At 37.2% G+C, this 13,238-nt stretch carries 10 protein-coding genes; 2 read left to right on the top strand and 8 right to left on the bottom strand.

Annotated elements, in window-relative coordinates; genetic code table 11:
- Positions 1-17 precede the first annotated feature (17 nt).
- The gene (locus tag ABVC65_RS05720; RefSeq protein ID WP_353582805.1) at positions 18-2,051 is read right to left on the bottom strand and encodes an LTA synthase family protein; all 2,034 of its coding nucleotides are present in this window, start codon (positions 2,049-2,051) and stop codon (positions 18-20) included.
- A gap of 267 nt (positions 2,052-2,318) precedes the next feature.
- On the opposite strand from ABVC65_RS05720, the gene ABVC65_RS05725 reads away from it, so the two are divergent.
- Together ABVC65_RS05725 and ABVC65_RS05730 are read left to right on the top strand one after the other, a co-directional pair.
- Positions 2,319-3,695 carry an alpha/beta hydrolase-fold protein gene (locus ABVC65_RS05725; RefSeq protein WP_353582806.1) on the top strand — a complete coding sequence of 459 codons (1,377 nt, stop codon included), beginning with the start codon at positions 2,319-2,321 and terminating at the stop codon, positions 3,693-3,695.
- Positions 3,696-3,698: 3 nt separating this feature from the next.
- A complete protein-coding gene (locus ABVC65_RS05730) occupies positions 3,699-6,407 on the top strand; it encodes a bifunctional lysylphosphatidylglycerol flippase/synthetase MprF (protein WP_353582807.1) in 2,709 nt (902 codons plus the stop codon).
- A gap of 89 nt (positions 6,408-6,496) precedes the next feature.
- Here ABVC65_RS05730 and ABVC65_RS05735 read toward each other — a convergent pair whose 3' ends face one another.
- The 7 genes from ABVC65_RS05735 to ABVC65_RS05765 form a co-directional block, all read right to left on the bottom strand.
- Positions 6,497-6,901: a Fur family transcriptional regulator gene (locus ABVC65_RS05735; protein ID WP_004113597.1), complete on the bottom strand. Its 405-nt coding sequence runs from the start codon at positions 6,899-6,901 to the stop codon at positions 6,497-6,499.
- A 92-nt stretch (positions 6,902-6,993) separates the two neighbouring features.
- Positions 6,994-8,166, bottom strand: coding sequence for a 5-(carboxyamino)imidazole ribonucleotide synthase (gene purK / locus ABVC65_RS05740; protein WP_103013205.1), 1,173 nt, complete (start codon positions 8,164-8,166; stop codon positions 6,994-6,996).
- On the bottom strand, positions 8,150-8,614 hold the full coding sequence (gene purE, locus ABVC65_RS05745) for a 5-(carboxyamino)imidazole ribonucleotide mutase (protein ID WP_217430555.1): 465 nt from the start codon (positions 8,612-8,614) through the stop codon (positions 8,150-8,152). The genes purK and purE overlap by 17 nt, the downstream gene beginning before the upstream one ends.
- Positions 8,615-8,764: 150 nt before the next feature.
- On the bottom strand, positions 8,765-9,403 hold the full coding sequence (locus ABVC65_RS05750; RefSeq protein ID WP_353582808.1) for an ABC transporter ATP-binding protein: 639 nt from the start codon (positions 9,401-9,403) through the stop codon (positions 8,765-8,767).
- A 158-nt stretch (positions 9,404-9,561) separates the two neighbouring features.
- Positions 9,562-10,902 (bottom strand): ABC transporter permease, encoded by a 1,341-nt coding sequence (locus ABVC65_RS05755; RefSeq protein WP_353582809.1) that lies wholly within the window; start codon positions 10,900-10,902, stop codon positions 9,562-9,564.
- An 8-nt stretch (positions 10,903-10,910) separates the two neighbouring features.
- On the bottom strand, positions 10,911-12,281 hold the full coding sequence (locus tag ABVC65_RS05760) for an ABC transporter permease (protein WP_353582810.1): 1,371 nt from the start codon (positions 12,279-12,281) through the stop codon (positions 10,911-10,913).
- Between the two features lie 461 nt (positions 12,282-12,742).
- Positions 12,743-13,198 (bottom strand): tripartite tricarboxylate transporter TctB family protein, encoded by a 456-nt coding sequence (locus ABVC65_RS05765; RefSeq protein ID WP_353582811.1) that lies wholly within the window; start codon positions 13,196-13,198, stop codon positions 12,743-12,745.
- Positions 13,199-13,238 lie beyond the last annotated feature (40 nt).

Below are 13,238 nucleotides of genomic sequence, written 5' to 3' on the forward strand. Positions count from 1 at the left end.
CCGACTATCTGATTATCTTAAAAACCAAGAAAGTTTGTGTTTTTAAGATAATGTTTCCCAGCTGTAATGTCGTACTGAATCAAGCGATAATCATGCAATAATTGCTTAATTTCTTTATTCATATTATTAGCAATCATTGGCTTACCATAATTATTCAGATAGATGGATTGTCCTTCTGGAATCCTATCCCAACCTTGAATCTTGTTGACTACAGGAGGCTCCATAGCACTAACCTTATCGTGTAATCTAGTAAGGAAAGCTATATAAGGCGAAACCTTTGAATTAGTATGGGATGCTACTTGAGATATGAAGAAGTTTGGAGACGAATAAGTATTTTTATGAATATTTTTAATCTTATTTGTCTCAATAGCTTTTCTGTTTGACCAAATAAAGTAGTCAGTTAAATGCAAATCTAGAGAATTATTTTGATCTGCACTAGCCGTACTGTATACGCCAGGAAGATGATCGCCGTAAAACACAACAGTAACAGGCTTGTCAATTGAATCAAGATTCTCTAAGAACTTTTGCGTAGCATGATCCGTGTAATTAACACCCTTAGCATATGTTTCAATTGATGATGTTTCCGATTGTCCTAAATTAGGTGAACCATCTTTTGCTTTTGCAACAAAATCATTATTCTTATACCAATTTCTATAAGGCATATGATTTTGCATTGTGACTACTTGCACAAACTGCGGCTTTTTACTAGCAGAAATTGACTCAACTGCACTATAGTAAGCTGAAGAATCCGAAACATAAGGAGATTTATCCAACATTTTTTTATGAGAAATAATATTAGGACCTTCAAGAGCATAAAACTTACTAAAACCGAACTTCTTGTAGTTTATTGATCTAGAATACATGCTTGGCTCATATGGATGAAAAGCTACAGAATTTCCTTCACTACCCCAATACCTGTTGATTGTAGGAGTCCAAGAAGAATTTGGAACAAGCTGCTGATACGGGCTTGTAAGAGATGAATTGAAGTTCACCATGCTCAATCCCGTAAGAGACATATATTCGAGATTCGCTGTTCCCCCACCATAACCAGAAGAAAGCATTAAACCACTATCTGTTTTCTCTTTCAAAGAGCTTATAAATGGCATTGGATTCTTATTCAGTTGCAATCCTGGAACCCTCATTGGGTTTGAGAAAGATTCCGAAAGTACATAAACCACAGTATTGTCTGAAATTTTACTTTTGCGAGAAACATTGATTTTCTTAGCTTCAGTATCATATTTTTTTAGAAGAGCTTTCATAGTGGATTCATTGTAATCCGCTGGTTTATCCATAACTTTTGGATTCACTTGTCTTAAGAAAGCAACTAAAGCACCGTTTCTTTGCGAATCATAAACAGAATCCCACATCGCAGGAGCATCGCCCATAAACTTAGCAAAACCGTTAGCACTAGAACCAACTGTTCCAACCCCAGAAACATACCATCCAAGACTCAAAAAACACACTAAGCATGTAACAACTCTAATTACGATAGAAATGCGAAAATCCTTAGTAAACACGATTTTTCCGCGATTTACATCTACAAAATGCATAAAAATAGCAGCAATAACAGCTACAAGTACAGCAATTATGGAGCAGACAATCACGGCTATAGCATTATCTGGCAGAAAAGATGCGATATTCCCCGTATTACTCTTTAAAAAGTTCAAGTCCGCTGGAAGAATTGTCTCGTATCTAACATTAACCTTCATATACTCGATTACGGAAATTATTACAGATAATGTAATCAGAATAAGTGTAGTAATCCAAAAACGATTTATTACCATCAACAGAATTCCGTAAATTAGAGCAACTATAAGCAGATTCAAAACGAATACAAAATTTAAGCTAATCCACATTTTTGAAATTATGTTCCATGCGCTTGCCGAAAGCGAGGAAGTCATTTCCACTCGTCCAGACCTTTGAACAGAAAGCTGCACAATCATAACCATTATTGCATCAAATACAACGAACAGAACCGCATACAACCATCGCGGAATCGCAAGCTTAAAACGTTTAAAAATAGTAAGAAAATTGCTTAATGGCAATTTCACACCCTTCTAATTACATGACTAATACATAACTCATTTACGCATCTATGTTACAAATACATTTTAATTATCGCCATCGTCATAAATAAACATAACTTGTAGTAAACAATTGTGTATATTCATACTTTTGACGTATTGTAATAAACTCTGTATCTTTTATCATTATAATTGATGACAGAATATAGAAAATTTTAAGGATTACGAATTATATTATCAACGGCTGTATTTTTTGATAGCTCTAATCTAGCGAGGTTTTAAGGAACAGTAAGAATGAAGTTTATTGCCACAATTAACCTAATGCACGGCATACTACCTATAAGCATATTCGCAATATCTGGATTATGCTTAGCTGTCCTTTTAATAACAAAATCTAAAAAAATAAAGTATTTTCCATCTCTTTTAACACAATTAGGTTCTGCATCATTATTCGCACTTATATTTGGATTTATAACTTGGCTTATTTCAGACGTTTTTCTTGTATTCGGAGTAAGCCTAGGATGGCTTGTGATTTTTTCTATTGCAGGAGGATTTGCAGCCGTAGGATTTGCTTTAGGCGCGGCTATAATATCTAAAGGATATAGAAGAGCTTTTGCAATATTTTCAATTATTTTGTTTATTTTAGCCACAATGATTCGCGTAAACATGATTTATGGCGAATACACAACTATTGGATCAGTATTCGGATTAGGTAATTATCCGAAGCTTGAAGAGCATAATAAACATAATGGGGTTATGGAAATCGCTGATTGGAATTCACTTGCAGCACAAAACAAGCTCCCAAAAATACCATCCAAAGGAATAAGTAGATCCGTTAAAATTCCCGCAACAACATCTAACTTCCGTGCCCGCACCGCAAACGTCTACTTACCACCAGCAGCTTTAACAAAATACGCTCCAAAACTGCCTGTAATGGTTCTTCTTTCTGGTCAACCAGGAAGCCCTAATAGGCTATTTGCTGCGAGCGAAATTGTAAACACCTTAGACGCTTATGCTAAGGATCATAATGGTTTAGCTCCGATTGTTGTGTCCCCAGATCAAAACGGTACTGCAACACATAATTCTCTTTGCGCGGATACAAAGGTTTATGGAAAAGCGCAAACTTATTTGACAAAAGATGTTGTTAATTGGATTCATAAAAATCTGCCAGCAAGCAACAATCCAGCACTTTGGCTAATGGGAGGGTTTTCTCAAGGAGGCACTTGCGCAACTCAGATTGTTCCAGCTTATCCTAAACTATTTGGAAACATGTATTCTGCAGGCGGAGAACTAGAGCCAACATACAAGAATCGCAATGAAACAATAAAACGCTATTTTGATGGAGATCGCAAAAAATACGAAAAGCATATTCCAGCAAACATAATGAGAAAAAATGCTCCTTTAAAACAAAATTATTACTCTATAGCTGGAGCTTGGGATCCTAAATCGCAAGTAAATCAGTCTAATATTGCTATAGCAGCTCATAAGTCTGGAATAAGCGTTATAACCATGATTTCTAAAGGATCTGGACACGATTGGCATACCGTTCAAAATGGGTTAAAAGTTGTAATCGACCATCTTTGTAAAGATTCTGGAATAACAAGCAATTATCCAGATTTAAACTCTTATAATAATATTCAAGTGGTTATCAATCAGAAGGTGAGGCGATAAATCATGCCAAACTTTTTATCAAAAAATCACGAGTCTACAGCAAAACATCATTTAAGCGTTCTTACCAACGATGTGCGCATGTGGCTATCGCAGCGCGTGCTAGCAGCGAAAATAACTCTAGTTTTCTTGGTTATTAACCTTATTCACTGGGTTTTCCGTACCGTAATGCACATCTATACTTATGGTACCAATGCAACTCTTGCACAATTCTTCTCGTATCATAAACCGAAAATAAGCTCTACTTTTTTGTTTGGGCATAGAAATATTACACAGCTTCTGATTAAACTATTCCACTCGCTATTTTTTGTAAATAGTTTCTCATCTCTAATAGTAAATGCAATACTTTCACTTGTCTTAATAGGATTAGCCGAAACACGTATCGGTAAAATGCGTTTGCTTTTTGTTTCCGTAACAAGCACTCTTATTGGAACAATACTCGGTCTTACTTTAATCGGTAATCTTTCGATGATTATTAGAAACATGCGTTGGATTACTAGAATACCAATTAGACTTTCTCCTTTTACACTTTTTGTTGGAGCTTTTATGGCTGCAGCAACATGCGAATCAATATTGTGGCGTAGACGAATGTTTGTTTTGGGATATGCAATCACGTCTGCAATGCTTCTTTATAGTGGAAATCCTGGAGATTATTGCACAATTTTTGCAGCAATTTGTGGCCATATTATTGGCAATCTGATGAACAAAAATAGCAATGCTAATACAAATACTGTGAAAAGCGCGAACTGGTGGGAAGGAACAGACTACGAGATTAGACGTCTATTTTCCATAACTCAATTTGTTATGGCTTTAGGACCAGTTCTTGCACTATCTTCTAGATCTCATGCTGGAATACTAACTACATTAGGTTTATTCATGTCTCCGCAAATGGGTACGAAACCGTGGCTAGCAAGATGTATATCAAACTATAGTTCAAGCAGTTGCCTGCTTCATTCAGGATTACAGCACGCAACAATAGGAGGTCTTTGGATTCGTATTCTTTTGCCTATTGTCACTTTAATGATTATATCTTGGGGACTTTTACGCGGAAGAAGACTTGCAGCTTATGCTGCTATAACAATCAACGCAATTACAGCCGTATATGCAACCATGTATTTTGCTATTTTGCCTTTGATTGCAACTAAGCAAACTGTATTTTTCCACAAGAATAATGCTACTTCTATAGCCTTTATGCTTACAGCTTTGCCTCCTTTATTAATCGCAATCCTACTGTTTATAAGCATAAAGCATTTTCCAAATCATAGTGATAAACTCGAGCGCAGAATTGGATTAGCCGCAATTGTTTTTGCACTATTCTCTACTGGAATAGGATATGTTTTCTTCGGGTTAATTGCACCAAATGATTTTAAGCCTGTAGCAGACTTGCATCATTTACTACGTGACCTTCCAGGACGTTGGATGCCTATGGGCTTTGGATTAAGATCCAATGCCATGCTTACACCTATAACACCTTTGTCTTCAGCAATAACTCAAGGTGTTGGAGTTCTATTCTGGCTTGTTCTTTTTGCTGTTTGCATGGTGTGGTTTAGAAACAAAATAACAATTAATGAAGAAGACCGCGAAAAAGCGAGCAAGTTAGTTCAACTTGGTGGAGACACCATGAGTTTTATGACAACATGGCATGATAACCACTATTGGTTCTCTAACACTGCACGTTCAGCAATAGCATATAGACTTAAGTATGGGGTTGCTTTAACACTAACTGGTCCTTTCGGAGATAAAACAGAATATAAACAAGATTTGAAAGCGTTCATTCAGCTTTGCGAGCAAAATTCTTGGTCGCCAGCATTCTACGCTGTTCATGATGAAGAACGAAAATCTTTGGAATCTCTTGGTTTTTCTTCTATAAAAGTTGGAAGCGATATGCTGGTCTACCCTAAAGAGTGGCAAACTAGGGGTAAAAAGTGGCAGGATATTCGCACTGCCATAAACAAGGCAAAACGTGATGGAATAACGGATGTTCTTAGCACATACAACGATGCTCCTTGGGAAGTTCAGCAACAAATTATTGAGATTTCGGAAGAATGGGCAGAACTTAAAGCCCTTCCAGAAATGAAGTTTACTCTTGGCGGTTTGGAAGAATTGCATGATCCTAGAGTAAAGATTTTGTATGCGATTGACGAGAACAATCGCGTTCTTGGAGTTACAAGCTGGATGCCGACTTATGACAATAATCGCGTAATCGGGTGGACTCTCGATTTTATGAGGCATCGCACAGATAGCCCTAATGGAATTATGGAACTGCTTATTGCAAGAATGGCAGAACGGTTAAGAGACGAAGGTCTTGAAAATCCAGAATCTGCTGTGGAGTTTATGAGTCTTTCTGCAGCTCCTCTTGCTGGAATAACAGATATTTGTGAGAATCCTACATTAAGCAATGAGGATTCTGGCAAAGATACTCAGGCAAGCCAAAAGCCTACGATTCATGGGGATTCTCAATCTTCGAATCATCATGAATCAAATGATATTATTGTTCATACGCTTGAAATGATGTCAGATATTTTGGAACCAGCCTACGGATTTAAATCGCTATACTTCTTTAAAAAGAAGTTCCAGCCGACTAATAGGCCTGTATACATATGCTATTTGGATTCTGCAAAACTAGCACAAATATCTTTGGCTGTAACAAGTTCTTATTTGCCAGAGACTAATCCTAAGCAGATTTTAGAAATGCTAAAAACGCTTAAAAAATAGCTCATAGTAATATAGAAAAAATCAGCCTAAATTCTAAATCTAGGCTGATTTTTAACTGTAATTAATTAGATTGATTAATAAGTTTGCAATCAATCTACACTCTGATTACAGTCTGGGCATAATCCAAACACTTCCAAAGTGTGATCTATAACCGTATACCCATGAGATTCGGCAATCTTGTGAATCCAACCCTCATCATCAGGAGGCTCTATATCCACGGTTTTACCACACTTTTCACACACAAGATGGTGATGATGAGTATTCTCATCGCAAATGCGAAATAGTTGCTGTCCATTAAAACGAACAGTATCAACATCGCCACTTTGTGCAAGCATATTAAGCTGACGATACACTGTTGCTAAACCAATGATTTCACCATCTTCCACAAGCAGGCGATGCAGATTCTGTGCAGAAACAAAATTACGCGAAGCTCTTAAATGTTCAAGAACAGTTTCTTTTTGCTTAGTGTTTCTGCGTACTGGCTCACCAACCATTATTTAACCTTTTACCTTTCAAACTATTAAAAAATCTAATACTAGTCCAACAAACTATAACTATTTAAATTTTAAGACTAATACTAAATCTTTTAATCAAGCTCGTCATCCCAACACCCAGTAGCATCTAATTCTGCAGCTTCTTTAACTGGATCATCACACAAAACAGTAATATGACCCATTTTGCGATTCTTACGAACCTCAGCCTTTCCATAGTCATGAACATGCCATTCTGGATGCTCTAATATAAGAGAACGAGTAGGAGCAACATGTTGACCAAGAACATTAACCATCACTGCAGGAGAAAGCAGCTTAGGCTTTTTTAAAGGCCATCCAACAATACCGCGAATATGTGCTTCAAACTGATCCATATCGCAAGCTTCAATCGTGTAATGCCCAGAATTGTGAGGGCGAGGAGCAAGCTCGTTTACTACTACACGATTATCTTTAGTAATAAATAACTCAATGCCAAGCGTGCCAGCAAGCTCAAAACCTTTAGCCAGTTTAAGCGCTAAATCGTGTGCTGTCTCTTCTACAACAGGATCCACAACTGCAGGTGCGAGAGTCATATGAAGAATGCTATTATGATGAACGTTTTTTACAAGAGGATAAGTCACAAAATCATTGCCATTGCCAGAAACAAGAATTGAAGCTTCAAAAGCAAAATCAACGAAACCTTCGAGAATTGACGGAGGGAATTTTCCTCCCCTATCGGAACGGTGGTGAATATTAGCAACATCTTCTTCAGTACGAAGAACATCCTGACCATGACCATCATAGCCACCACGACGAGTCTTAAGAATAGCAGGCAAACCAATTTCTTCGATTGCTGCGTCTAAATCGTCAAGATTATTGACTTCACGCCATTTAGCTGTTTCAATGCCATGTTTATTAATAAACTCTTTTTCACAAACACGATCTTGTGTAACACGCAATAAATCTGTGCCCTGAGGAATAGCTGTTAAATGACGGACCTTATCTAACGCATCGGCGTTAACATTTTCAAACTCGTATGTAAGAACATCACAACGTTCAGCAAGCTCGCGCAAGCCTTCAGGATCATCATAATTTGCCTCAACCTGCAAATCTGCAACCTGAAATACTGGGCAATCAAGCGTTGGATCTAAAACTCCTATGCGGAACCCCATATGTCTAGCTGCAATAGCCATCATGCGTCCCAATTGACCGCCGCCAATAATTCCAATAGTGGCTCCTGGCATCAAACGCTCTACAGCACCATTAGTGACTTCAGATAAGCTCGGCATTAGATTCCTCAACCTTCTCTTTTAATTCTTGACGGTAATCTTCAAGTTCGTCTGCAAGACGATTATCTGTTGTGCTCAACATGCTTACTGCAAGTAAACCAGCATTTGTAGCTCCCGAGTTGCCCACAGCTGTTGTAGCAACAGGAATACCACCAGGCATTTGCACTATAGAAAGCAAAGAATCCCAGCCCGAAAGAGCATGGGATTTTACAGGAACACCAACAACTGGAAGAGTTGTTTGAGCAGCAATCATACCTGGTAAGTGTGCCGCTCCACCAGCGCCAGCAATAATTACGCGAAAACCATTTTTTCTAGCACTGTGAGCAAAATCTGCCATAAGTTCTGGAGTGCGATGTGCAGAAATAACTTTTTTCATATACGGCACTCTGAATCTTTCTAGGATTTCGCAGGCATGACGCATGGTTTCCCAATCACTTGAAGACCCCATAACAACTGCCACAATAGGCTTAGAATCTGACACTTCAGCCACAACAACCTCCCCGTGTATGCACTAATACGCAACTTCTGCGCAAAGGTTACGCACAGGTTTTACTTTACGCAGAAGCACGGAAAAATTGTTGATAATTAGTCTTTTATATTATTTTTTTGTTAACTGTTTGTTTTTGAGAACATATTTTATGTCTGCAGCAGCCGCCACATCGCTCGAATGTGTTACAACAATCACGCATTTTCCGTGTTTATGAGCTGCGTCTTTTAAGATTGATATAACTTCTTGTGTTGTATTTGGATCCAAGCTACCTGTTGGCTCATCGGCAAGAATAACAGGAGCAGAAGATACAAGCGCTCGCGCAATAGCCACTCGCTGCTGCTGCCCGCCAGAAAGCTTTGTTATATTTCTAGTTGATTCGTCTTCACTAAGTCCCAGTTCTTTAAGAATCTTAGAATCAGCATTTGAATTAACAAGACGCAAGTTTTCTACAGGAGTCAAGTAGTCGATTAGATTGAAATTCTGAAAAACTAAAGACACATGATTCTTGCGATGATTAGAATATCCACCATTCTTGGAAATATCTTGTTCATCAAACAATACTGTTCCTTTTGTTGGAGTATCTAATCCCGCTAGAAGAGATAGCATAGTGGATTTTCCAGCTCCAGATGGACCCGTAATACTGTATATTTTCCCTGATTCAAAATCCGCATTAACGTTTTTAAGAACAGGAATATTAGTTGCACCATAAGAATAATCAACGTTGTTAAGTTTTAATAAAGTAGTCATAATAAAACTCCAATATTTTCTAAATTTAATATTTCATACTTAATATTTAATACTTGTAAATTTTTAATTTTCTATCAGAATCCGAATCTTATTCTTAATAAAATCCAGTTAAATCCAATCTTCTAATTGATTCATCTTAATTATCTAAGAAAATCACCTCAGCTCATTGAACTCAATACAAAACGAGGCTTTTTAAACATTATTGGCGCAAGAGCAATACATAGAGATACAAACGCTATAGCAAATCCTATAAGAATAGCAAAAAATGTTTGTTTATTTGGAATCCAAGAAATGCTTAAGTCAGAAATTGCACTATTTGAGACATTAGCCAATAGCATTGATCCTACACTTGAAGATATTGCAGACCCAATTAGAATTGATGCAACTGAGCAGAAGGCTGTTATTATAAAAACTTCTATAATCATTTGCAAAGCTATTACAGACTTGTTCATACCAATTGACATTAGAACGCCAACTTCGTGAATCCTTCCTCGTACCCAAAATACAAGAACTAAACCAAGCACTATGATTCCAACTGCTGCAAGACACATTAAAATCATTGTTACTAGTTGCTTAACTGTTTTTACAGATTGAAGAACAGAGGCAAATCTTTGCGCATTATTTTCTACAGAAAGCATGCCATCGCCATCGTTTTTAGCTATTTTATTGGCTTCTTCTAAAGCTTTTTCTAGATTATTTGAATTTTGCATAACACACTTTATAGAACTGCGATTTTTACTTCCAGACAAGTAAAGAGCGGATTCTAAATCAGTTATTACGTGATTTTCGGTAGAGTCCGACGGCAACGCACCCTTTGTTTGCATCTTTCCAGAAAAAATTCCAACAATCTTAAGATTAATGCTTTTGCCACCCTGTTTTAGTTTTAAAACAGATCCGAGTTTAAGATTATTTTGCTTAGCAAAAGACTTGTGAATTATTGCAGATTTTGAACGCTTAAAGTCGCCAGCTGCAGAAGAATCAATATGATTGCCTTCCTCAAGCTTATATAATCCTTCTTGAAAACCTTGTGATAACTGTGATTTAGTTGTTCCCGTTATTGAAACAAGCGAAAACATTCCATCATTGTCTAAACGCGGACCATTTATTGGCGCTACAATCTTAGCGTTAACAGGATTTGCTAAAACATCTTTTTCTTCTGCAATAGTTTTTATTCCACTAATCTTTTTAAATTTTGCAATAAGACTTTCGGAAATTCCTTCGTTTTTTTGCAAATCTTGAGGAATATCTTGCTGTGATTGATTAGCAGAATCACTGGAAGAATCAGACTCTGGCAAAGTCTCTCCCTGCGTTTTTGCATAAACGCTAAAACCTAAGCCAATATTAGAAGCTATTTGATTCTCAAGATTTTTTACAGAAGCAATAACTCCACTCTGGCAAATAAGCGCACTAAGAACAACCGTAATAATCAAAGCTAAAATAGCACTGCGCCTTGGTTTTCTAACTATAGCTAGCCAAGCTCTTTTTATAATTTGAGTCATTTTACCACCTACTTTTGCATGCCAAGCAAATCTCTAGGAGACTTTCGCAAAATAGGAAGATAAGACAACGCAACTGCCACAATAATAACCATCAGAACAATTAATGACGATTGAATTAAACATTCTGTGTTAACTTGAACAGCAATCTTATCTAATGTTCTCGTTGCCATGCTCGATTCTAGATTTCCTCCAGCTTGACCCATCGAACTAAGCTGCTGCGCGGCAGAATTTTTTACTGAGCCTAATGCACAATCACTAATCCAAGGAGATATTGCGATCGCAAAACCGTAACCTATTGCAATGGCTGGAATAGCAAGTATCACAAGCTCAGAAATCTGCTGCAATACAAGTGATGCCTTTCCAACACCAATTGAAGTTAGAACACCAATTTCTCTTCTACGCTCATTAATCCAAAGAATAAGCACTAATCCTAAAGCAATTACAGCAAACGCGCTTACTGCAATAACTGTTATGTTCATCATGGATTTTACGCCTTTTGCTGCTCCAATCATGCCTTGTACGAATTGATCATCTCGAGTAATCTGATAATTTTGCAAATCAATCGGCAGCTTAGACGCTTCTTCAATCACAGAATCTGCGTCCGCTCCTTTTTTAACCTTAAAACTTGCGTCCTGGTATATTTCTTTTCCAGGCTTATATTTGTAAAGTTCTCTAGTTGTTTTTAAATCTGTATACACAGTGTTTGCAGTTAATTCCGCGCGCGTTGCAACTGGGCGATTGTTAGCTCCGCCATAAATTCCAACTATGCGTGTTTTTACTTGCTCCGTAGAATGGTTAAGATTATCAGCGTCAAACGGGTTTGCTTTAAGTGTTAATGAATCGCCTAATTTTAAGCCATTTAGTTTTGCTAAATCTTCGTGAATTAAGGAAGCATGCTCATCTGATTCTTGCAAAGCTCTTCCTTTAACCATGTGGATTGACTTTGTTTTAAACGCATTTAAGCCCTTAGAAGAGTTTGTTCCCTCTAGGTTTACAGCGTTGCCAAATTGCTTTTCTCTACGAGCATCGTAATCTTGAACACCTTTGATTCTAGCTGCTTTTGCGTCAACCAAATCAGCAGTAACATTTTGACGCAAAACATAAGAATCAACGTTTTTTAGTGACGCGATTTTTTTAACATCACTTGGCTTAACAGTGCCTGCTCCCCTAGGAGTTCCAGGATTTACTTGCGGATTATTTGCTAAAACAAAACTAGATTCTGCCTGTTCTTCTACCTTTTTGCCTTCTTTTTCTGCAGCAATCGCAACTGCAGAAGATGACAGCAGAAGCGTTGAAATTAATGCTAATATTACAAACACTATTGCTGATTTCACTCTTTTTCTCAAAACGTAGCGTATTGCGCGAGAAATAAATGTCATCGACTACCTTCCTCATTGAACACTTGTCATTATGAAATTGTCTGTTACAAAATAGGTACAATAAGTACAATCTCGTAGCTTATATGATTTACCCTTATAAAAAGCTAAGAAAGAACTGTTGATTTTCTTTAAATATCTTAGAAAATTTTATGAAAATTACTGATTTAATCTAAAAAATATGCGCAATATTGTTATAATCATTTTAAATATTTTTAGTTGTCAAATGATTATAGAAGAAAATTACTCAAACAAACTATAAGTTTTACTAATTAAAACTTACTAGTCAAAAAAATTTATTCTGCATGATTTAACTAGAATTTGCATGATCATTTTGCAGGATTTGCATAGATAAAAGCGTGTAAAACAACTAGGCGAGCACATTGTATTAACAAAGTACTCGCCCTAATTATTAAAAACAGTTTTATTTATTTATAAACAAACCTAAATCGACCCAAATCTAACTAAAGCGCTGTGCCATGCTGATCGAGTCGCGGATTTTGCTTAGAGTTGCTAAAGCTAAAGAACAGCCCAAACACGCCCAAAGCAAACAACACTGCAACAGTTATAACAAGCACCATTGGTTGGCTCGGAAGCCACATAATCACCAAGAATGCGAATGCAGAAAGCAAAAGAACAGCCCAAGAGCACACACCAATAACCTTGCGAACAGTATTCCAAGTATCATCTCCAGCCTTAGCTCGCTTAATATTACGAGTTAACTGTTCCTCTCGTTCTGTAACGCTAGAAGATGGCTTCCAACCGTCAACGCCGTTTTCTTGAAGTCTTCTTGAATGTTCTTGCAAATTGTATTCGTCAATCATTCCACCGCGACCGCGACCATTCGTTTGATCGTATTGAGACGGGATTCCCCTACGATTCTGCCTGGCTTTTGCACGACGTTCTTTGCGGTTTGCCATGATTGATTCCTTTCTGCATTGAATTTTCACACAATACGAA

It is taken from the genome of Gardnerella vaginalis (assembly GCF_040427915.1).
Taxonomy (GTDB): Bacteria; Actinomycetota; Actinomycetes; order Actinomycetales; family Bifidobacteriaceae; genus Bifidobacterium; species Bifidobacterium vaginale_C.

Bases quoted from the DNA above. Each gene is read 5' to 3' on its own strand.
- ABVC65_RS05725 (WP_353582806.1), top strand. From the start codon at position 2,319: ATGAAGTTTATTGCCACAATTAACCTAATGCACGGCATACTACCTATA.
- ABVC65_RS05730 (WP_353582807.1), top strand. From the start codon at position 3,699: ATGCCAAACTTTTTATCAAAAAATCACGAGTCTACAGCAAAACATCAT.
- ABVC65_RS05735 (WP_004113597.1), bottom strand. From the start codon at position 6,901: ATGGTTGGTGAGCCAGTACGCAGAAACACTAAGCAAAAAGAAACTGTT.
- purK (WP_103013205.1), bottom strand. From the start codon at position 8,166: ATGCCGAGCTTATCTGAAGTCACTAATGGTGCTGTAGAGCGTTTGATG.
- purE (WP_217430555.1), bottom strand. From the start codon at position 8,614: ATGGGGTCTTCAAGTGATTGGGAAACCATGCGTCATGCCTGCGAAATC.
- ABVC65_RS05750 (WP_353582808.1), bottom strand. From the start codon at position 9,403: ATGACTACTTTATTAAAACTTAACAACGTTGATTATTCTTATGGTGCA.
- ABVC65_RS05755 (WP_353582809.1), bottom strand. From the start codon at position 10,902: ATGACTCAAATTATAAAAAGAGCTTGGCTAGCTATAGTTAGAAAACCA.
- ABVC65_RS05760 (WP_353582810.1), bottom strand. From the start codon at position 12,281: ATGACATTTATTTCTCGCGCAATACGCTACGTTTTGAGAAAAAGAGTG.
- ABVC65_RS05765 (WP_353582811.1), bottom strand. From the start codon at position 13,198: ATGGCAAACCGCAAAGAACGTCGTGCAAAAGCCAGGCAGAATCGTAGG.